Consider the following 19,777-nt stretch of genomic DNA (forward strand, 5'->3'; position numbering starts at 1 on the left):
ATTACCTTCTTTGTTGCCCCTGACAAATTTTATCTGCTAAATAACCTACTGCCCCAGCATAATAGATAGAGTTATTATAGTGTAAAATCATCTTATAGTTAGGAAATGCTAAGAAAGTTGGACCGCCCAATGGTTGCACAATACTTGCTTCCAAATTTGAGTAAGGTAATGGCTGACCATCTTCTGTACGTACTCCTACAGCATTCCATTCACTCACAGGCTTCACAATGGTTTTACCGGCCATCGCCATATTGAATTTGGGAGGTAACTTCACTTGAATAGCCCAGGGCTCCCCAGTTTGCCAACCATTTTGCTTCATGTAATTTGCGATTGAGGCAAAAACATCCGGTTTACTTCTCCAAATATCTTTGCGTCCATCACCATCATAATCAACAGCATATTTTACCCAGCTGGAAGGCAAAAATTGCGGCTGACCTGAAGCACCAGCCCACTCACCTTTGAAATCAGCCAAATCCACATGACCTTCATTAAGAATTCGTAAGGCAATAAATAATTCTTTACGGAAAAATTCCTTACGATTTGAGTCATAAGCCAGAGTCGCTAATGCCTTAATTACAGGAAAATTGCCCATATAACTACCATAACTTGTTTCCATCCCCCAAAAAGAGACGATAAAACAAGGATTTACTCCATATTGCTTAGCCACTGCATCCAGGACTGCTTGATTGCGCTTATATTCTTTACGACCAATAGCAATCCGATAACTATCCACCCGAGTATTGCGATATTTAATAAACGTCAATCGATGTTCAGGTTGCGAACGCAAAAGTCCTTTAATTTGATGGCTTGGCTCATGAATGTTCGCAAATGCTTCATCAAAAACTTCTGGCGAAATACCTTGTTGTAAGGCTTCTGCTCTAATTCCAGCCACCCATTGATTCCAATTTTGTTGTGCAAAGGCAACTTGATGTACCAGAACATATGCAATTGCAGCAAGCACCCATTTTTTCATAGTTCTTCCCCCCGATTTTTTGTTACCTCTGTTTTTTATAGCACTACTTAGCGTGAGTTCGCCATAAAAGGCATTTTTATGCTCCTTTTATGGCGAACTCACGCTAAGTATACAGTGACTATTAAAGCGCTTCCATAAAAGCAACTAAATCAGTTTTTTCGTCCTTAGTTAACTGTAACTGCAATACTAAGTTAAAAAACTCTACGGTGTCTGCTAAAGTTAACAAACGTCCATCATGCAAGTATGGAGGAGAATCTTTAATACCTCTTAAAGGAAATGTTTTTATAGGTCCATCACCAACTGCTCTCATACCATTAATTGTTTGAGGTTTATAAAATTTCTCTGTTTGTAAATTATGCATGGTATTGTCAGTATAATAAGGTGGTACGTGGCAAGTGGCACATTTTGCTTTACCAAAAAAGAGTTCTTGGCCTCGTAACTCTGCTGGAGTTGCTTTAGCAGGATCGAGTTTTCCTTCCCAATTCAACTTAGGTGCAGGAGGAAAATCCAAAATTTCCTGGAATTCCGCCATAAAATGGACCTGGCTGCCACGCTCAAGAATATTCACTCCTTTCTTGGTTGCAATCACAGGATCACCATCAAAGTAAGCCGCTCTTTGTTCAAATTCGGTAAAGTCCTCCACGGTCTTCAAAGCACGTTGCGAACCAAACAGTCGCTGGATGTTGACTCCACGTAAAGTTGGTGTATTAATACGATGACGAAATTCTTGTGGCCTGATATCACCCACCAAATGTGTTGCTTTATTAGTATGCCCATTAGCATGACAATCAAAACATGAAACTCCACGACTAGGCTTCACCGTGCGCCGGTCTTCAGTCTGGTTAAATTGTTGTTGCATAAAAGGAGTTACCAATAAACGTAAACCCTCTAATTGTTTAGGATTTAATAGACCATTAAATAATTCATAATAATTTTCAATAGTCACCATCTTTCCTTTTGATACATCCCCAAGATCAGGCCTGGTGGTTAAATAAATAGGAGCAGGAAAAGGAGGTAAAAAATGATCTGGAATATCAAAATCCAGATCAAAACGAGTTAAATCTCTATCTTCTTGTTTTTTAATTTCATCAATAACAAACTTAGGAAATAACATTCCACCTTCTGGATGATTAGGATGAGGTAAAGGTAAGAACCCCTGCGGGAAAAAACCTTTTTCCTTAATCTCTTCTGGACTCATTTTGGCCAACTGTTCCCAAGTGACACCTTCAGGAAGTTTGACACGAATACCTTCTTGTACGGGTTTTCCATTAGACATCTTTACGTTTTGAGAAGGATTATTACTCAAATCATAGCGCTGCTTTAATAATTCTTGCTGGCGATCATTAATCTCTTGCTTAGCACCACTCATACGCTGCAAAATGCTTTGAAAACTCTCATGGATATCCACTGGCATATAACTCGAAGGGACCGAATTCGAATTAGTTGAAGAAGAAGGTGATGCATCTGCATAACCTAAGGAACAAAGACTAGCAGTTAAGACACTTATTTCTAAAAATTTTTTTAACATGTTCAAGTCCATTTAATGATCAAGGAATTTTTTCATCTTAAGGTACTTATAAATTTGGTGCAATAGAGAAATAAACGAAGTGCACTCCAAGGAAAGATGTGGAAATCGATTTTGAATTATCCTATAAAAATACAGTAGGTTAAGTGCCCTTAGCTTGTGCAATAGGACTCAACTGCTTTTTCGAGTATTATTAGAGTGAATCAAATCGTCTATTGCTTCTAATACAATTTTCACTGCAGCAATTTGTTGCACATCAGGCCTATACACCAAACATAAAGGTTTAACATAAATTGGTGCGTCTTCAATCTTCTTTAATTGATCTTTAAAATGAAGCTCTATGTAGCAATTGGGTAAAATAGCAACCCCGTGATTATTTACTGCCATACCTGCTACAGCTTCAATTTGATCAACATTACAGATACGTGGAGCAGGTTTATGTGGACGTAATTTTTGTAATTCGTTCAATAAATATTGTGATGGTGAAATTTTTAAATCCGCCAAAATTAATAGTTCATCAGAATATAAATCAACTTCAGCACTTTGTTTACAGGATACCCAAAATCCAAACTCTGTTTCTGCAATGTTGCGAATTATCACGTTAGCATGTGGATGAGGATCGGTCATAATACCGATATCTACATTGCCTTCAATGATATTTTGCATAATTTCAGGTGAAAGACCATGTTTGAAATGAATTTCCAGTTCTGGATATTGTCGCAGTAAATCAGCGCTTATTTCCGACAGATGAGAACAAAGTGTGGAATAACAACTTATAGTTACCTTTCCTTTAACGTGCTGATTTTCTTCTTTAATCGTTGTAGTTAATGAATGCCACTGCGCTAATAAACTCTCAAAATTCTCGAATAATGTATTACCTGCCCGAGTTAAAGTCACGCCTTGGGTATGGCGAATAAATAAGTGTGTATTAAGTAATTGTTCGAGTCTTTTTATGGAAAAACTTAATGAGGGTTGACTTATATGCAGCTTTTTAGCAGCTCTACTAAAATTTGATTCTTTAGCAACTTCATAGAAATAAATTAAATCACTTGCAGAAGGTAACATCGATTTGTCCTTTCAATTCAGAGCGATACTTCCCCCAGAAGCTCCATCAGGATGAACTGGGTCCCATAAATTTTATTTATACCCAATATAAAAATTCTATATTTTACATAGCATTACCTCCACCTTAAAATTTTTTTATTTAGCGTTAAGGAGCAACGAATGAACGAATTAAACAGGGTAGATACAATTATCATAGGTGCAGGTCCCTCCGGTTTATCTGCTGCTAGTGTTTTAAAAAAACATGAAAAATCCGTATTCATTTTGGAAAAAGAAGCTCAAGCAGGAGGTAAATGCCATACCTTTACTGATTCCTTAGATAAAAACAATAAAACCGAATGGGGAGCGGCTTTAATAGCACCCAATTATGGTAAAGTCATTGATAAGATGCAAGAAAAACAGTTAGTTTGGGAACAAGTATTACCCTCGGACCTAAGTACTCTTCCTTTTGATAAAAATTTAAGCCAAATGAGCTTATTAGAAAAAGGGGTCTTTGGGTTAGAATTCACCAATGAGGTGCGCGTTTTTGCGATGCATGCTAAAAAATATCAAAATTTAAGAGATAAACATCAAGATCTGCCGGCAGAGTATAAAATTCCTTTTAAAGAGTTTGCCAAGCAGCATCATTTAGAAAAGATAAATGAATTTTCTTATATCTTTGTTCCTGCTTTCGGTTATGGCCTTATGGAAGAGTGTCCTACCTACGCTGTTCTTGAATACTACGGTACTATGACTCTGCCTGATCTGATCGTTCCCAAACTTTTTGGAATACAAGGCCTACGGGGCGTTCAAAATGGCTTCCAAGAATTAATGGAAGCCATAGCTGCTGACTTTGATATTAGCTATAAATCCAACATCCAATCCATTACAAGAAATGATAAGGGAGTTACCGTAGTTTTTGAATCAGATGGAGTCTTACACAGCATCAGTGCAAACTCCTTAGTCCTTGCGATTTCACCTCTGTATTGGCCAAAATTAGGGATGGAGCTTACCGAAACAGAACAACAATGCGTTGATAATCTCAGTTGGTATCAATACCCCGTTGCAGTAGTTAAATTGCATGGATTCCCAGCCAATCATTATTATGAATATAAAGGCCTTACCTCAGAAGGATTAGAGCATTTAGCCTTGATTACTACTAGAGATAATCGTGTCGATCCTAAAGACGGACGTTTATGTACCGCATATATTAATTTAAAGTCCAGTCAAAAAAATAAGAGTACTGATTTCGTCTTCACTCCGGAAAAAATAAAACAATTAAAGGATGAACTCCTGCAAGTGCCCAGTGTAACAGGTGTCGATATTTTGGAAACCAAAGTTTGGAATGATTACATGTCCACACTACCATGGGAGCTTCGCCTCGAACTGGATAAGAAACAAATGGAAGCTAAAACCCTGCATGTAGGACCTTATGCCCTAGGTGGCTTTGAAGATGTTGCCTGTGTTTGGGAGCAATCTCATAAAGCTACAAAAGAATATATCTTGCAGAAACAACCTAAAACCTCTTCCTTGTGGAAAGAAGTGAATCGAAATCTGTTCTTTTTTAGTTCTGCAAATGAAAAGCCCTATGATGGTCCAGATAGAAGTGTGAGTTACTCCAACTCCATTTCGGGATAAGGATTTTATGAGATTCAGAGTCTACTTGGTTCCGTTAGGGCAGAGGAATACTGCCATTGACTTAAGGGGTTCGTCATTTTCGCGAAAGCGGAAATCCATTTCTATTTAGCATTGTTCCTTATCAAAATGGGTCCCCGCTTTCGCGAGGACAATTCAATGGCAGTGTACTCTACCCTAGATGATTGGAAATCATGATGCGCTCTGAGTCATTATTCGCTGCGCAAAGAAACTACAGGTGCCAATTTCGCTGCTCGTCGAGCAGGATAAAAACCAAAGAAAATTCCTGTTGCAGCAGAAACTAAAAACCCTGCTATAGGGGGAAGAAAATAGATTGAAAAATTCCAATCGCTAAAATAGGCCAAAATGCGGGTCACAATTAATCCTAAAAAGACGCCGAGTACACCTCCTAATAGCGAGAGCATAACAGATTCTGCTAAAAATAAAGCTTGAATTTCGCTGTTTTTAGCACCAACAGCTTTGCGAATACCAATTTCTTTTTTACGTTCACTCACTGAAACCAACATCACATTCATCACACCAATTCCGCCCACTAAAAGCGAGATACCACCGATTACAGCAAGTAATAAGGTAAAAATTTGTCCTTGACTTTCCATACTAGCAATGATTTGTTTGGGGCTACGGGTAAACACGTTTAATCGAGGCGCTATAGAACCAACAATTTGTTTTATTTCTTCAACAACTTCATCAATAGGGCTATCTGGCTTTAACTTCAAAATCACATTATTTACTTTAGCATCTTTACTGATTAGATTAATACCTACCAAAGGAACAATCACCGCCTGATTGACGTCTTCATTAAAAAAACCATTTTCCTTCCAGGGTTCAGCAACTCCGATAATAGTATATAAAGATTGTCCTATTCGTACTTGTTTTCCTATTGGCTCATCAAAACTAATTTCTCTTATTTGTCGAGCTAAGTTCGCGCCAATAACACAATAGTGTTCATATGAGTCTACAAAAGAAACAAAATGCCCAGCAGCTAATTTGATGTTAGCAATTTTGGCCAAATGTTCATTAGCTCCAATTACGGCTCCTTGCATCGATTTTCCTTGAAAACTTAGATTCTGATAGGCCGTACTATATGGTGCCATATCCACAATATAAGGTATTCGATCAGCGAGTTGCTCCCATTGCGCTACAGAAACTGATTCCTGATTGCTTTGTGATTTGCCTACAGTTTTTGAGTAAACAGCAACTGAAAGTAAATCCGTACCCAATGCTTTAAACTGCGCTAAAGCCTTTTCTGTAGCTAATTGACCACAACTGATTAAAGCAACAACCGCAGCTGTGCCCACCAAAATGCCTAAAATAGCCAAAAAAGAACGTAATTTAGCTGCAGTCAAGTTGACTAAAGCTTGCTGACAATGCCCAGAAAACTTCATGACACCGTCTCCGCTGATACCACTCCATCCACGAGTATAATTCTTCGCTGGCAAAGTGCTGCGATTTGTTCATCATGGGTAATCATGATGATACTTCGACCTTGATCATGTAAGGATAAAAACAAATTCATTACCTCATTACCTGTACGCGAATCAAGTGCACCAGTAGGTTCATCTGCTAAAATCACTTGGGGCTCTGTTACTAAGGCACGAGCTATAGCAACTCTTTGTTGTTGTCCTCCTGATAGTTGTGTGGGCCGGTGCTGTGCATATTGGTGCATACCCACACATTCAAGAGCAGCAAGAACTTTTTCTTCAATTTCAGCAGCTGGAACACCACGATAAACTAAAGGCAAAGCTACATTTTGCTTCGCACTAAAACGTGGTAATAAGTTAAACTGTTGAAAAACAAATCCTATATTTTGATTCCTTAATTCTGCAGTTTGATCATCAGTCAAAGCAGCTACATTACGATGGTTTAACCAATAAGTGCCACTATCCGCTTTATCTAATAACCCCATAATATTCATCAATGTAGACTTACCGGAACCAGAAGCGCCTACAATAGCAAGAAGATCACCTTCATAAACGTTAAGTGATACTTCTTTTAAAATTGTGGAGCTAATCCCCTCAAGATGATACGTTTTCACAATATCTGTAAGCATCATTAAAGGTTGTTTTTCCCTGTTCCTATCATTGCTGTTTCCTTGTGTTCCACTTTTTTTACATAGATCAGATAAGGAATTACTCATAAACCACCACATCACCAGTATTTAGGCCTGCTTCAACAAGCACTGAATCCGCTTGAGCTGCACCCGTTGTAATGACACGTTTTTCAATAGAACCTGATTCATTTTTTACCTGAACAATACTTTGTCCTTTTTCACGTTTGATCGCAGCAATAGGGATCACTAATTGCTTTCCATTATCCACACTTAATTCTATGGATGCACTCATACCTACTTTGATCCATTTTTGTTGCTCTGAACTTAACTCTCGTACTTCAACAACCGCTGTAAAAAAAGGAAGCCCATTATTATTAGAAGCTTGTGCATTCACTGCAACCAACTTCCCTTTTAATCGATATTTACCAAAAGCAACCCCACTGACTGTTGCATCCATACCTGCTTGAACTTGTGTAATATCAATTTCAGGAACATCAATTTCGATACTAATTCCCGATAAATCACCAATTAACCCAATCACTTGGCCTGACTTAACTGAACTCCCCACAGTGACACGTGCACTTTTATCCTCTCCTGCTTTGGGAGGATAAAGCAGCACACCATCACTTGATGCTTTTAAATGAATCAAGTTATGTTGTGAAGTCAAAATATTTTTTAACCTGTCGAAGTCGGCTAAACTTAAAGAGGATATATTTTGTGAGTGATTTTCATCTAATTTTTCCAACATCTCGGTTAACTTACGCGTGGATTGCATCAAAGTAACTCGTCCCGTATCCACATTTGATTTTTCACTCAAATAATTATTTTTGGACAATAAGCCTGAATTCCATAAATCCTGAGTTCCTACAAATTTGGCTTTAGCAATGGTATAACTGTCTTTAGCTTTTAAGTATTCTGTTAATGTGTCATTAAACTGCTTTTGTAACTCTGTCGAATTTAAAGTAACAAGGACATCACCTTTTTTAACCATTTGCCCATAATGAAAATTCATCGTTTCAACCACAGCTTCAATGGGGCTACTCAGAGTATTTTCATGTAAAGGTTGAACTGTTCCTGTAAAATGTAATGTCTTATGAATGGGTTGTTCTTGGACTTTATACTCGTGCAAAGCAGCGGTCTTTTGCTGTTCATGATGTCCACACGAAGATAAAAAAACGCTCGTCATTAATAAGATTATGATCATTACTTGATTGAGATACCTATTCATCCACCATACCTTAATTTAATTTGCCAATGCTCCAGTGTTGTTCCAAGAGTTCTTTGCAGATTTGATATCTGATTCAAATACGCAATTTTTGCATTGATTAACCCTGCCTGGGCTTGAATTAATTGATTTTGTGTGTTGTTTACATCCAATGCGCTGGAGATACCTGCTTGTTGTTTTTTCTTTTCCAAAGCATAAGACTGCTCTGCCAATTTCACTTGTTTTTGTGCTAACTGATATCGTTTAGCTAAGCTTTTGATATTATTTATATTATTCGTGATATTAGTGATTAATGCTCTTTTAGCAGCAAGGAAGCTCAAGCGATCCTTTTCTAAACGTACTTTTGCATTAATTAATTGACTCCGTCGATTGAGATCATGTAGAGGAACGGTTAAGGTCAAGCGTGCTGTTTCAGTCACATTGTTTCCATCATAAATACCACGCACACCACCACTATTCCCAGTAACATCATTCACAACCCCGCTTTGGACGTTTCCTCCTAAATCCAATTGCCATAATTGCTTATTTTTAGCAACTTTATAAGCACGCTCATCCGCACGTAATGCAATTTTATGGGCTAGATATTGAGTGTTATGATTCAAAGCATACTCAATCGATTGCTTTAAATTAGGAATGGTAAGTTTGTCTAATACTACATCGCTAGGTACTGATATGTGCATTTCTGGATCAAGTCCTATCGTCTGTAATAAATCTTGTGATGAGGTTTGGAAATCGTTCTCTGCTTGCTCAACCATCAAACTTAAAGATTCAATTTGATACGATTGTTGAATATTACCCGTGGGCTCTAATTGTCCTGCCTTTATTTTTTTTTCATTGATTTCATATGATTTTTGAGCTTCTTTTAATTGCAAGCGCTGATTTTGTAAATTATTACCACTAAGAATCAACATTCGATAAGCAATGATCACTTGGGTTACTTGATCGGCTACCGATTGCTTTAAATTTAACTTATTCAACCACTCGGTGTCTTCAGCATTTAAAAGTGCTACTTCATTGACGGATTTACCAAAACCACGTAATAGAGGTTGTGTTAATGAAAAGTTCAATACAGGATTATAGCTGTTGTTCCCATTCAAATTATTATCAATTCCTAACTTCGCTGATGTACCCAACTTCGTATTCAGCTTAAATTCTGGGGTAGCTAGAAGCGTATGATTTGTATTGGAACCAATACCAGAATAGGTAGTTTTCTGAACTGCTCCTGAAGCACCTATAGCATATTGTAATTCAAACTCATTATACGCTAAACGCAATTGATAGCGCTGAACGATACGATCTAACTCGGCATTTTGAATATTAGGGTTATAGCGTAAGGCCAATAAAATAGCCTCGCGTAAACTCAACTGATGAATGGCTTTGTTACGTGAAGCAGGTGATGTGGGTAACTCTATCCAGTGTTTTAACATAAACTCAGGATTTTCTATTGCTTTTTGCAAGCGAGCTTCAGCTTCTTTTATTGGTAAATCTTCCACAGCAGGGATGGACCAAACCTGGCATGCAACCAAGTAAATAAACAAAAAAAGCAGTGCTCTTTTTTTTAAGATCATTTTTTGTTCCACACTGCAAACCGCTGCTTGTCCTGCAAACGTAATGCGGTTAATTGCCCCCCCCAGAGACATCCAGTATCTATGGCATGAATTTTAGGATGGGGACATTTCCCCATTAAAGCAGCCCAATGCCCAAAAACAATATCGCACTCGATTTCCTTACGACTTGGTACTTCATACCAAGGATAAAGATTTGCTGGTGCTTGCGCAATAGTCCCCTTATAACCTAATTCTAACCGGCCGTTTGCATCACAAAAACGCATCCGCGTAAAATAATTCGTTATAGACCGCAGTCTGTCTATTCCAGTTAACTCATCGGACCATAAATCTGGTTTATTACCATAGAGATGGGCCAGAAAATCATAAAAATGGTCACCTGAAAGTACTTCTTCAAGTTCTTTAGCCCGTTGTATTGCCTGGGTTAAGTCCCATAAAGGAGCTATTCCAGCATGACACATCACCACTTTAAGCTCGGATGAGTAATGCAACATAGATTGCTTTCTTAACCAATGCCCTAAATCTTCACTATCTGAAGCACACATCACTTCCTGTAGCGTGTCATCATTTCCGCGCCAAGGTCTTCCACCAAATAGTGAAGCTAATAAATGTAAATCGTGATTACCTAACGTGATTCTTGGCGTAATGGGTAAGGACCGAACAAAGCGCAAAACAGCCAAAGACTCAGGACCACGATTTACCAGATCACCAACAAACCACAAGCAGTCCGTTTTTTCATCAAATTTAATTAACTCCAGTAACCTCTGCAAGGGCTCATAACAGCCTTGTACATCACCGATTGCATAATCAGGCACCGTTTTTTGCTCCTGGCCTTAACGTATTATTCTCATTTTCAACAGATTGCCATTTTCCACTTGCATTTAATTTCTGCAACGAAGTCACTAAACTACTATTTTGTTGCGTAAATTGACTGTTGAACTGAGCTTTATGAATCAATTCAGTAGCCGACATAGTCTCAACTTTTCCGGTATTCATATTTTGCACTTTGACTGACGTAGGTAAAGCAAGTGCGTATTTAGAAAAGACGATACCTGACTCCATTTTTCCTTTTGCTTCAAATCGGCTCGTCACCCCCCCGTCAGCGGCACGACTGTGAAGCGCTAACGATAAAAAACCATTCTTGGCTGCTTGCCAATTTTTATATTCAGGATGTTCCCGCACAAACAATTGATATATTTCAGGACACATCAACATACCACCAGGAACCATGAATAAAGGTGCTTTATTAATCATAATGCGACCTTCATCTAAGGATTTAATCATCCAGCGGATGAACTCCATTCCTATGGCCTGTTCTTTTTCCATTATAGATTCGGGCTGGCCACCGGAGAACGTAGCGGCTCGATAACGCCCGCCACCTTGAGCCGAAACAACTCGACCCATAAACTCAAGTAAATAACGTTGAATTGCAATTGCTTCGGCGTGAATTAATAGTGCACCTAAAGTACCCGCAGAACGCTCGTCCTCATTCAATAAAGCTAACCAAACCGCTAAAACTTCAGGATTAGAAGCAATCCAGTTAAAACCGCTTACAGGCATTAATGTCCTGGCCATCAATAAATTAAGTCGACGACGCAGCTCAACCTCTGACTCTTTTTGAAACTCATAAAAATAATGAACTCCAGTGTTCGTCAGACTCTCAAGCAATGGATTCCATTCTTTTAAAAATTGGCCATTTGTATCATAAAGACCGACTCGGTAATCTGCATATAACTTACCTATACCTTGTACTAAAGCAGCAGAATAAAGCGCATATTGCCAAAGCTTTTGCTCTTCAGACATTGCCCCAGGTTGATCAAGTAACATAAACTCCTGAAATAAACTAAGCGCTGCTTCAGTGCGATTTAACGCATGATCAACTAACCCACCGGGCTGCGAATAATAACTGTGTGTAGTCTCGGGTATATTTTGGCAATAATGAACGAGATTATCGATAAGAGTGCTACATAAACTATCATATCGTGACGTTTCTAAGCCCGACAAAACTCTCATCTTTTTGAGTAATGTTTGCCTCCTTTCCTCTGATAAAAAAAGGTTGGCATTGACCATGCGTGTTAAATCTTTCAAAGATTTACCTTGTGAGGACAAGGAACCTTTACGTGGACGTTGAAACAAAGCCATCTCCATAATAATTTAATAACTCCGACCTAAATGAATCCTCAATAACTAATTTTACACTAATTGGAAATAAATTTCGCTAGTTGAACATATTCCGAGACAGAAATTTGTTCTGGTCTTTTACTTCCATCAATACCCAAATCATGTAATTGTTCTGCCGTTATTAAGCCCTTCAAGTTGTTGTTCAGTGTTTTACGGCGCATAGCAAACGCATGAGCCACCAAATACTCCAATCGATCCACAGCAACCTCTTCAAAAGGTGAAATGCGATACGGCACAAGGCGCACCACTGCAGAATCCACCTTAGGTTTTGGATCAAAAGCTTCAGGAGGAACATCAAATAAGTGTTCCACGATGCAATGGTACTGTAACATCACTGTTAACCGTCCATAAGCCTTGCATCCTGGTTGAGCAGCCATTCGCTCGACTACTTCTTTTTGTAACATAAAATGCATATCTTCTATAGAAGCAGTAAAATGCAACAAATGGATGAGCAACGGAGTGGAAATATTATAAGGCAAATTACCCACTACTCGTAATTTGGGACCGAATTGATTGTAATCAAGTGTTAATGCATCAGCTGAAATCAAATGCAGTTTACCTAGTGCACTGGATAATTCTAGCAAATATTTTTGCAAATCAGTATCAATTTCAACAGCGGTTAAATGATTTAGGTCGCGCAGTAAAGGCCGCGTTAGTGCCCCTAAACCCGGACCTATTTCCAGCATATTATCCTGCGATTGCGGATTTATCGCTTGCAAAATACGATTAATAATATGTTGGTTGTGTAGAAAATTCTGTCCAAACCGCTTACGCGGGCTATGCCTCACTTTAATTCATCTCCAAAGAGTAAAAAAGAATTATATCGTGCATCTTCTCTAAAAAGTAGTCTGATAAAAACCCAAGTCCTAATTAGTGTGAGCTCATTGGCGACCTAAAAGGTATTCCATCCCTTACGTCGAACTTACATTAATTAATAAGTTTCGAATATAGGGCGTTCTACATTCAATCGATAAATTTATATAGCATAAGCTTCAAAATATGGTGTAAAATTCGGCCACTATGAACAAGGCTGGAATTATTATGGCTTATAGAAAAATGTTAAAATCCAAAATCCATCGTGCTTGCGTTACAGAAGCTGATTTGGATTATGAAGGAAGTATCACCATTTCTCCAGAACTTCTTAAAGCAGCAAATATTTTACCTTATGAGGCAGTTAATGTCTGGAACATCACGGCAGGAACGCGATTTGAAACTTATGCGATCACGGGCAAACCTGGCTCAACTGAAATTTGTGTCAATGGTGCAGCAGCACATTTGGTCACTCCTGGAGATCTAATAATTATCGCTTCTTTTTCCCAAATATTAGAAGAAGATTGTGCACGCCAGGTTCCAACCGTGGTTTTTGTTGATCAGTTTAACCGGTTAAAAGAAATTAGGCCGGAGAAGATTGGCATGAAAAACGAAGAACTTACTGGTGCTTAGAAATCATGCCATTATGTTAAACCATCTCTTAGAATTACGCCGTCGAGGACTGCAAACCCTAATTTGGTTCATCACTTTATTTTTCATTTTCTTTTTCCTAGCCAATCACTTATTTCAAGGGTTGGTTAGCCCGTTACTTAATACACTATCTACTAAAGAAAGTGTCATTGCCACGCAAGTGACCTCACCCGTGTTTACCCCACTAAAGCTAGCCGCTGATGCCGCCATGTTGCTGAGCGCTCCTTTCGCCTTATTTCAATTCTGGCGCTTCATTAGTCCCGGACTTTATAAGAAAGAACAATCCATTTTACGTACTGCGCTAATATTGAGCCTCATACTTTTTCTCGCTGGTGTTTTATTTTGTTTTTGTTTCGTTTTGCCATTCATGTTTCATTTTTTTGCTCATTCCTTACCTAAAGGGGTACGTTACATGCCGGATATGGGTTATGCATTGGATTTTATCACTAGGATGTTGATGACATTCGGATTTTGCTTTCAAATTCCCTTAATATGTTTTGTGCTCGTACGCTTAAAAATCATCGATGTAATGACTCTAAAAAACATCAGACCCTATGTTATTGTTGGTGCATTTATAATAGGTATGTTACTCACCCCACCTGATGTCTTTTCTCAAATTATGCTGGCGGTACCTCTTTGTTTGCTCTACGAAATAGGAATTGTTTTATCTATTTGTTTTACACGCTAGTTCACTTTAGTTTTAGCATCAGACGTTCTTATCGGCCTCGGTATGGAAAGATGAGGTGAAGAATCCTGGAAGCTATTAAACAATAAAATCATTTTTTATATTTACTAGATTTTTTTTGTACAAAGCCATACAATTTGTCGTCCCATCTGATTAGGTCAAAATAAAATCATTTATTTTCTATCCTAACACTTGATAAATAAGAGGAATTTTAGAATGTATGATAAACGCTTAAATACACTTCCCCAAAAACACTCTGGCTCATTGAATGTAATTAATTTGGCCACTCATGATAAAGATGGATTTCGCTTATACACTTGCTCTCCTATTCACTATAATGAAAACCAAGAAATAGTGCGAGTTTTAGAACCAGAAGTAAGGTTTAGAGCCAATAAAAAAATAAATGGAACAAGTATTGGACAAGCAATTAAACAGAAAAATTCTCTTATTTGTTTTCAAATTACGATGAATATAGTCAACAAAATCATCCTCGCGGATATCCAATTAACAAAACACAAGCATAAAGTGTTCATTAATAAATTATGGAGTGGATTAAATAATGAGCATAAAAAAGAAATAGTAAGGACTATTTATGAAAAAAAGCCTCATTTGTTAACAAGTAAAGAAAGTGTCTATAACACCATTATAAGCGGTGAATACGTAAGAGAATTTTTTAATCTTGTTTGCCAAAATCACCCTATTACAACTCCGGCTACTGTATCTCCTGAAAAAGCATCGCGCATTATTTTTATCAATGCTAACGTGCATAAAACAAGACAGGGCAGTGAAAGTGTAGCATTGTATACTAAAAAGCATCCGCATGAATGCTGTATTGTCTATAATAAATCAGCTTTAGAAAAGGTTTTAAAGCTACATCAAGATAAAGATCAGGCAATTACTTTAATTATATTTGCAGATAATAATTTTGACAAAAAGAAAAAATGCTTGGATTGGAGCCTTGACGATATTGGCAATGAGCTTGGAAAAATCGTCAAAACATACTCTTGCATTGGACATTTAAATCTGTTTATTTGTTATAGTGGTTCATTAGAAAAAGCAAAACTCTACGATGCTACATGCTATGAAAAAAGCAAAGGAACGCAAGATTTATCACGAGCGTTATCCGTTTATCCTAAAAGTCTTCTCCTCGAAGACAATCCGTTTGAAACCGGTACTATCGCTCATCAAATTTGCCAGATAGTTTTTCCTGCTGTCCATGAGAAGCATCGAGGGCCGGTCATGATATCCGCTTCACCTCGCTACATCCATAATAATGAATCACGATTTATTGGCTCTTCCCAAGGAATACCCTATTACCCACATCGCTTTAATGAAGATACCCCTCTCCTGCATTATAAAAGAATTACCGTATTCATTGGAGAACCCCGATTATTCCAAGGGGTATGCTTATCCAAATTAAACGAGCACAAAGAAAGCCATTCCAAAGTGACATTATGTGAAAAAGACCATAACACAGCCCCCCGAGAAAATGGATTACTTTTAGAATATGGTTTTTTTAAACAACAGGAAGAATCCAGTCCTGATCACACAACCCAATGTACCAAAGATTATACACTTTAGCGAAAAAACGAAAATAACTCTGAGGTCGCATATAGGCTTAACGGTATCGATATAGTCTACTTTTTGCCGACCCTCGACTTACTTCATTATGCATAAGTATACGTTCAGAAAATATGCTTCTCTCTTGGTGAAAGATGGGTTTGAATGGACGCTCGCTGCATAGCTCTTGCTCATAGTTAAAATAGGTTGAAACAAATGTCCTATGCCAAAAATATAGTTGATCTCAATAATATTAAGCAAAGAAGCGGAGAAATTCTATTAGTTAATTCAGCTACTGCAAAAATGGATGGGTTTCGTTTATACATCTGCACCCCAGTTCCCTATAAAACGAATTCAGATGATGAAAAAGAGCTGAAACCAGAAGTACGATTTATAGCAAATAGAACCATAGGTAAGTTTCATATTAATGAAGAAATCAAGAAAAAAAACTCAACATTTTGCTTCCAAATTATAATGAATATTGCCAATCAAGTAATTCTTAGTGATATCCAACTCAAAAAACAAAGACATACTGTGTTTATCAATAAATTATGGAACGGATTAAATGCTGATCACAAGAACGAGATAATAAAAACTATTTATGAGAAAAAACCATTTTTACTCTCTAATAAAGCAACTGTTTACCGATCTATCATTGAGGGCAATAATACACAAGAGTTTTTCGATTTGGCGTGTCAAAGATACCCCATTGCCTTGCCTGATACTGTAGAGCCACAGTACGCATCACATGTAATTTATATCAGTAATAAAGATTTAAACTCAAAAGAAGGCATCGAGAGCATTGCTCTATATACTCAAAAACATCCTCATGAATGCTGCATTGTTACTCAAAAAAGTGCCTTACTGCACGTTTTAAATCATCATAAACGTGAAAATCAGACCCTAACCTTAGTTATTTTTGCCCATAATAATGTTAATAAAAAGAAGGCTTTCTTAGATTGGACTATTGAAACTGCTGGAAAAGAATTGGGCACATTATTAAATGAGAATCCCTGCATTGGGCATCTAAATATGTTTACTTGCCACAGCGGCTCATTAGATAGCACCAAGCTAAACAAGGCAATATTCTATGAAAAAAGTACGGGAAAACAAGATTTATCACGATCGCTATCCGTTTATCCTCAAAGTGCTTTACCAGAAGACAACCCATTTACACCAGATACCCTTGCCCATCAAATTCATCAAGTTGTTTCTTCCAATATCTGTACCAATAAACGAGGTCCCATAACTATGACGTTTTCCCCCATTTATATCCTCGCATGGAATAATCAATTTATCGGAACCTCCAATGAGTATCAATATTTTTTTAACGAAAAAAATAGTCTTTTACATTATAAAAAAATCACTACTTTTCTTGGAGATGAGTCTTTATTTAATGGAGTTTGCTTATCAAAATCGAACCATCACAAAAAAAGTCGTCCTAAAGCCACTCTAATAAATAATGAAATAGTCATTCAAACACCATTATCCTCACCCCATGCTTTTTTTGGTAGATTATCGCCAAAATCTGAAAATGACTTATCCAATCAATATAGAAAACAGGTTGATTTGGAGCCGTCTTCAATTTAATCGATATGAGGTTTTCTACTACACTAAAACGCATTTTAAGACGTGACATCGATTTTTAAATATAATCCATCGGTGATTATATTTATATTTTGCCTTTGAAATCGAGCTTGATTGATATAACCCACATCAAATGATGCTGATTTTGAAATGGATTTTTCGATACCAATAAAATAACGATTTTGCGAAAAAAATTTATCGCTTACCCAAGATGGGTAATTTACATTAAAGAAAAGCTCGTCAAAAGTTATAAATGAATATTTTGTATTTTGAAAAGGAATTTTAAGCGTAAATTGCTCTCGAAAACGTACCGCCCATTGAGAATATAAAGTATTTTTTCGTTCTTCTAAACGTGTACGGTTGTTCAATTTGAAAGTTTTAGATTTGTATATATCCCAAAGAAATTGCTGCCATACTCTATTTTCATAAGAAAGGACTCCTTCCGTACTCTTAGATACAGAAGACGCCATACCAATAAAAGATGTAAAAGCTGGAGTAATTTGATATCCGGCACCATAAAAAACGCGCGCTTCATCGAGTCCATATCGATTATCAATGATTACCAGTCTTGGTTGCAAATAATACTTCCATTTTTCATGTTTTTTTGAAAATGGACCTATAAACGTTCCGTTTAACCAAACAGTTCCATAATTTTGTGTTTCTGCAAAAAGTGTAGTACAAATCAAAAAAGAAAATAATGAATATAAAATTCCCTTTATTTTTAAATCCATTATATAACCCTTGAGATATTTGCAAATTTAATAAATTAGAACTTTTTAATCAAAAATAATATAAATTTCGACAATTAAATTAAATGAGCCAATTGAAAATAAGATTCTTTTTTTGATCCAATTTGACAAAAGGACTATGGGGATAATTTAGTGAAGTTACTCTGGCTTGTCGATGATTTACAAAAAAATATCCCCTAAGTTTGATAGATCCGATCTGAATTTAGCTTAAAAAGACAGTGCGAAAAGCGCTATTCAACCAATCCAACCGAGACCATCCGTATGTAACAACAGATACTGGGAATACCCATTATGATTATTAATCTTACTAAATGTGCTATATTTAATGAATCATCTGAAAGAAATGATGAAATCATGCTTCATGAGCATCCCAACAGGGAGGAATGTAAAAATGAACAGGAAATTATTTATTGCATTACCATTAGCAATCGCTACAACCGCTTTTGCTGATACCACGATAATCACAGAAACCAAAAACTGGAAAAGTGTTCCTATTACAATTGATGAGAAAGCTCATACTTATACAACAGTTGAAGGAGTTGCCGTACCTACAAGTGATTTTTATTATACTTATCCTGGGTATCGTTGCTTAAGAGAAAAAAGAGAGCTTGTTGGCGTCAATGCGCTCATCTTTCATGCAGGCATACCTGGAGGAAGTGAGATATATTGCTATCCGGAATAATAAACAAAATATAGGTCAACAAGTACCATTTCATGAGACAGAACTTAGAAAAATAACCAGATTAGCTAATACCTACCCTGGTTATTTTCTAATTTATTTATAAATATGCTCATCAGAAAACTCGAAAAAAATGGATATTAGGGTATTGAGGCAGCTTCAATCGACGAGATATTCGGGATCCAAAAACCCCAGCATACAGTTAATAAACTCTTAATAATAAACTGATAAAATATTAAACATTAATTTCATTATTTATACATATTATGCTCGATTGGTAGGTTATAGCCGATAAGCAACCGTATTTCAATTTTGCCGAATAAACAGGCTAATGACCAAAGATAATGCATAAATGAAATTAGAAGACTCCTAGTTCAAGGTACCTCATATAAAATTTTAGAAGGATAGCTTTTTATGCCTGACACAACATCAAAAAACAACTACCAAAAAGAATCTCTTATTCGAAAAGGAACATACACTGGCGAAGTAGAATGTGGGCCATGTAAATTCGATACAATAGCAATATTTAGAGAAATAGAAAAAAATAAATATGATGTCAACGTATCCATTAAAAACAAGGGCAGTAGTTCTTGTCCAATAAAAGACTATGAAGGCCCTGCGGAAGTCAAAGATAATGGAAATGGTACCTTAACCGCTAAAGGTGTTGTCCCTTATTTTAAAGTAGAAGTAGAACAAACCGTACCTGTTACGAAAACATCAGACAATTCACTATCTGTGACTACCTCATTATTTGGTTTATTTAAATTGAATGCCCATGTCAAACCAGAAGCTCCTCGTGTTATTGAGTCTGTATCAAGCACATTGCCGATAAAATAAAAA

At 37.0% G+C, this 19,777-nt stretch carries 18 protein-coding genes; 7 read left to right on the plus strand and 11 right to left on the minus strand.

Going from position 1 to position 19,777, the window contains the following annotated elements; translation table 11 throughout:
• Nucleotide 1 precedes the first annotated feature (1 nt).
• The 3 genes from Lgra_RS05645 to Lgra_RS05655 all read right to left on the minus strand — a co-directional run bounded on the left by Lgra_RS05645 (nucleotide 2) and on the right by Lgra_RS05655 (nucleotide 3,563).
• Complete coding sequence (locus Lgra_RS05645) at nucleotides 2–973, minus strand: lytic murein transglycosylase (RefSeq protein WP_058498298.1); 972 nt, start codon at nucleotides 971–973, stop codon at nucleotides 2–4.
• A gap of 121 nt (nucleotides 974–1,094) precedes the next feature.
• The gene (locus Lgra_RS05650) at nucleotides 1,095–2,501 is read right to left on the minus strand and encodes a hypothetical protein (RefSeq protein WP_058498299.1); all 1,407 of its coding nucleotides are present in this window, start codon (nucleotides 2,499–2,501) and stop codon (nucleotides 1,095–1,097) included.
• 168 nt (nucleotides 2,502–2,669) lie between these two features.
• Nucleotides 2,670–3,563, minus strand: coding sequence for a LysR family transcriptional regulator (locus Lgra_RS05655; protein WP_058498300.1), 894 nt, complete (start codon nucleotides 3,561–3,563; stop codon nucleotides 2,670–2,672).
• Between the two features lie 159 nt (nucleotides 3,564–3,722).
• Between Lgra_RS05655 and Lgra_RS05660 the strand changes: the two genes are divergently transcribed.
• Nucleotides 3,723–5,177 (plus strand): NAD(P)-binding protein, encoded by a 1,455-nt coding sequence (locus Lgra_RS05660; RefSeq protein WP_058498301.1) that lies wholly within the window; start codon nucleotides 3,723–3,725, stop codon nucleotides 5,175–5,177.
• Between the two features lie 209 nt (nucleotides 5,178–5,386).
• Here the strand turns inward: Lgra_RS05660 and Lgra_RS05665 are convergent, their stop codons facing one another.
• The 7 genes from Lgra_RS05665 to rsmA all read right to left on the minus strand — a co-directional run bounded on the left by Lgra_RS05665 (nucleotide 5,387) and on the right by rsmA (nucleotide 13,004).
• The gene (locus Lgra_RS05665) at nucleotides 5,387–6,580 is read right to left on the minus strand and encodes an ABC transporter permease (protein WP_058498302.1); all 1,194 of its coding nucleotides are present in this window, start codon (nucleotides 6,578–6,580) and stop codon (nucleotides 5,387–5,389) included.
• On the minus strand, nucleotides 6,577–7,248 hold the full coding sequence (locus Lgra_RS05670; RefSeq protein WP_058498705.1) for an ABC transporter ATP-binding protein: 672 nt from the start codon (nucleotides 7,246–7,248) through the stop codon (nucleotides 6,577–6,579). Before Lgra_RS05670 ends, Lgra_RS05665 begins: the two co-directional genes overlap by 4 nt.
• Before the next feature lie 76 nt (nucleotides 7,249–7,324).
• On the minus strand, nucleotides 7,325–8,473 hold the full coding sequence (locus Lgra_RS05675; RefSeq protein WP_058498303.1) for an efflux RND transporter periplasmic adaptor subunit: 1,149 nt from the start codon (nucleotides 8,471–8,473) through the stop codon (nucleotides 7,325–7,327).
• Nucleotides 8,470–10,038, minus strand: coding sequence for a TolC family protein (locus Lgra_RS05680; RefSeq protein ID WP_238584371.1), 1,569 nt, complete (start codon nucleotides 10,036–10,038; stop codon nucleotides 8,470–8,472). The genes Lgra_RS05675 and Lgra_RS05680 overlap by 4 nt, the downstream gene beginning before the upstream one ends.
• The gene (locus Lgra_RS05685; protein WP_058498305.1) at nucleotides 10,035–10,850 is read right to left on the minus strand and encodes a symmetrical bis(5'-nucleosyl)-tetraphosphatase; all 816 of its coding nucleotides are present in this window, start codon (nucleotides 10,848–10,850) and stop codon (nucleotides 10,035–10,037) included. Before Lgra_RS05685 ends, Lgra_RS05680 begins: the two co-directional genes overlap by 4 nt.
• A complete protein-coding gene (locus Lgra_RS05690; RefSeq protein ID WP_058498306.1) occupies nucleotides 10,843–12,183 on the minus strand; it encodes a conjugal transfer nickase/helicase domain-containing protein in 1,341 nt (446 codons plus the stop codon). Before Lgra_RS05690 ends, Lgra_RS05685 begins: the two co-directional genes overlap by 8 nt.
• Nucleotides 12,184–12,233: 50 nt before the next feature.
• Nucleotides 12,234–13,004 carry a 16S rRNA (adenine(1518)-N(6)/adenine(1519)-N(6))-dimethyltransferase RsmA gene (rsmA, locus tag Lgra_RS05695; protein WP_058498307.1) on the minus strand — a complete coding sequence of 257 codons (771 nt, stop codon included), beginning with the start codon at nucleotides 13,002–13,004 and terminating at the stop codon, nucleotides 12,234–12,236.
• A gap of 253 nt (nucleotides 13,005–13,257) precedes the next feature.
• Here rsmA and panD point away from each other — a divergent pair, with 253 nt between their 5' ends.
• The 4 genes from panD to Lgra_RS05715 all read left to right on the plus strand — a co-directional run bounded on the left by panD (nucleotide 13,258) and on the right by Lgra_RS05715 (nucleotide 17,512).
• A complete protein-coding gene (panD, locus tag Lgra_RS05700; protein WP_058498308.1) occupies nucleotides 13,258–13,659 on the plus strand; it encodes an aspartate 1-decarboxylase in 402 nt (133 codons plus the stop codon).
• A gap of 13 nt (nucleotides 13,660–13,672) precedes the next feature.
• A complete protein-coding gene (tatC, locus tag Lgra_RS05705; protein WP_058498706.1) occupies nucleotides 13,673–14,365 on the plus strand; it encodes a twin-arginine translocase subunit TatC in 693 nt (230 codons plus the stop codon).
• A gap of 213 nt (nucleotides 14,366–14,578) precedes the next feature.
• The gene (locus Lgra_RS05710) at nucleotides 14,579–15,943 is read left to right on the plus strand and encodes a hypothetical protein (RefSeq protein ID WP_058498309.1); all 1,365 of its coding nucleotides are present in this window, start codon (nucleotides 14,579–14,581) and stop codon (nucleotides 15,941–15,943) included.
• Between the two features lie 195 nt (nucleotides 15,944–16,138).
• Nucleotides 16,139–17,512 carry a hypothetical protein gene (locus Lgra_RS05715; RefSeq protein WP_058498310.1) on the plus strand — a complete coding sequence of 458 codons (1,374 nt, stop codon included), beginning with the start codon at nucleotides 16,139–16,141 and terminating at the stop codon, nucleotides 17,510–17,512.
• 35 nt (nucleotides 17,513–17,547) lie between these two features.
• Here Lgra_RS05715 and Lgra_RS05720 read toward each other — a convergent pair whose 3' ends face one another.
• Nucleotides 17,548–18,240: a DUF2490 domain-containing protein gene (locus Lgra_RS05720; protein ID WP_058498311.1), complete on the minus strand. Its 693-nt coding sequence runs from the start codon at nucleotides 18,238–18,240 to the stop codon at nucleotides 17,548–17,550.
• Nucleotides 18,241–18,649: 409 nt separating this feature from the next.
• On the opposite strand from Lgra_RS05720, the gene Lgra_RS05725 reads away from it, so the two are divergent.
• Together Lgra_RS05725 and Lgra_RS05730 are read left to right on the plus strand one after the other, a co-directional pair.
• A complete protein-coding gene (locus tag Lgra_RS05725) occupies nucleotides 18,650–18,940 on the plus strand; it encodes a hypothetical protein (protein ID WP_115385373.1) in 291 nt (96 codons plus the stop codon).
• Between the two features lie 411 nt (nucleotides 18,941–19,351).
• Nucleotides 19,352–19,774, plus strand: coding sequence for a hypothetical protein (locus tag Lgra_RS05730; protein ID WP_058498312.1), 423 nt, complete (start codon nucleotides 19,352–19,354; stop codon nucleotides 19,772–19,774).
• Nucleotides 19,775–19,777: the final 3 nt, after the last annotated feature.

Source organism: Legionella gratiana (assembly GCF_001467695.1).
GTDB lineage: Bacteria > Pseudomonadota > Gammaproteobacteria > Legionellales > Legionellaceae > Legionella > Legionella gratiana.

Bases quoted from the DNA above. Each gene is read 5' to 3' on its own strand.
- Lgra_RS05715 (WP_058498310.1), top strand. From the start codon at position 16,139: ATGTCCTATGCCAAAAATATAGTTGATCTCAATAATATTAAGCAAAGA.
- Lgra_RS05670 (WP_058498705.1), bottom strand. From the start codon at position 7,248: ATGATGCTTACAGATATTGTGAAAACGTATCATCTTGAGGGGATTAGC.
- Lgra_RS05675 (WP_058498303.1), bottom strand. From the start codon at position 8,473: ATGAATAGGTATCTCAATCAAGTAATGATCATAATCTTATTAATGACG.
- Lgra_RS05655 (WP_058498300.1), bottom strand. From the start codon at position 3,563: ATGTTACCTTCTGCAAGTGATTTAATTTATTTCTATGAAGTTGCTAAA.
- Lgra_RS05665 (WP_058498302.1), bottom strand. From the start codon at position 6,580: ATGAAGTTTTCTGGGCATTGTCAGCAAGCTTTAGTCAACTTGACTGCA.
- panD (WP_058498308.1), top strand. From the start codon at position 13,258: ATGGCTTATAGAAAAATGTTAAAATCCAAAATCCATCGTGCTTGCGTT.
- Lgra_RS05725 (WP_115385373.1), top strand. From the start codon at position 18,650: ATGAACAGGAAATTATTTATTGCATTACCATTAGCAATCGCTACAACC.
- Lgra_RS05730 (WP_058498312.1), top strand. From the start codon at position 19,352: ATGCCTGACACAACATCAAAAAACAACTACCAAAAAGAATCTCTTATT.
- Lgra_RS05710 (WP_058498309.1), top strand. From the start codon at position 14,579: ATGTATGATAAACGCTTAAATACACTTCCCCAAAAACACTCTGGCTCA.
- Lgra_RS05660 (WP_058498301.1), top strand. From the start codon at position 3,723: ATGAACGAATTAAACAGGGTAGATACAATTATCATAGGTGCAGGTCCC.
- Lgra_RS05650 (WP_058498299.1), bottom strand. From the start codon at position 2,501: ATGTTAAAAAAATTTTTAGAAATAAGTGTCTTAACTGCTAGTCTTTGT.
- Lgra_RS05680 (WP_238584371.1), bottom strand. From the start codon at position 10,038: ATGATCTTAAAAAAAAGAGCACTGCTTTTTTTGTTTATTTACTTGGTT.
- Lgra_RS05720 (WP_058498311.1), bottom strand. From the start codon at position 18,240: ATGGATTTAAAAATAAAGGGAATTTTATATTCATTATTTTCTTTTTTG.
- Lgra_RS05690 (WP_058498306.1), bottom strand. From the start codon at position 12,183: ATGGAGATGGCTTTGTTTCAACGTCCACGTAAAGGTTCCTTGTCCTCA.
- tatC (WP_058498706.1), top strand. From the start codon at position 13,673: ATGTTAAACCATCTCTTAGAATTACGCCGTCGAGGACTGCAAACCCTA.
- Lgra_RS05645 (WP_058498298.1), bottom strand. From the start codon at position 973: ATGAAAAAATGGGTGCTTGCTGCAATTGCATATGTTCTGGTACATCAA.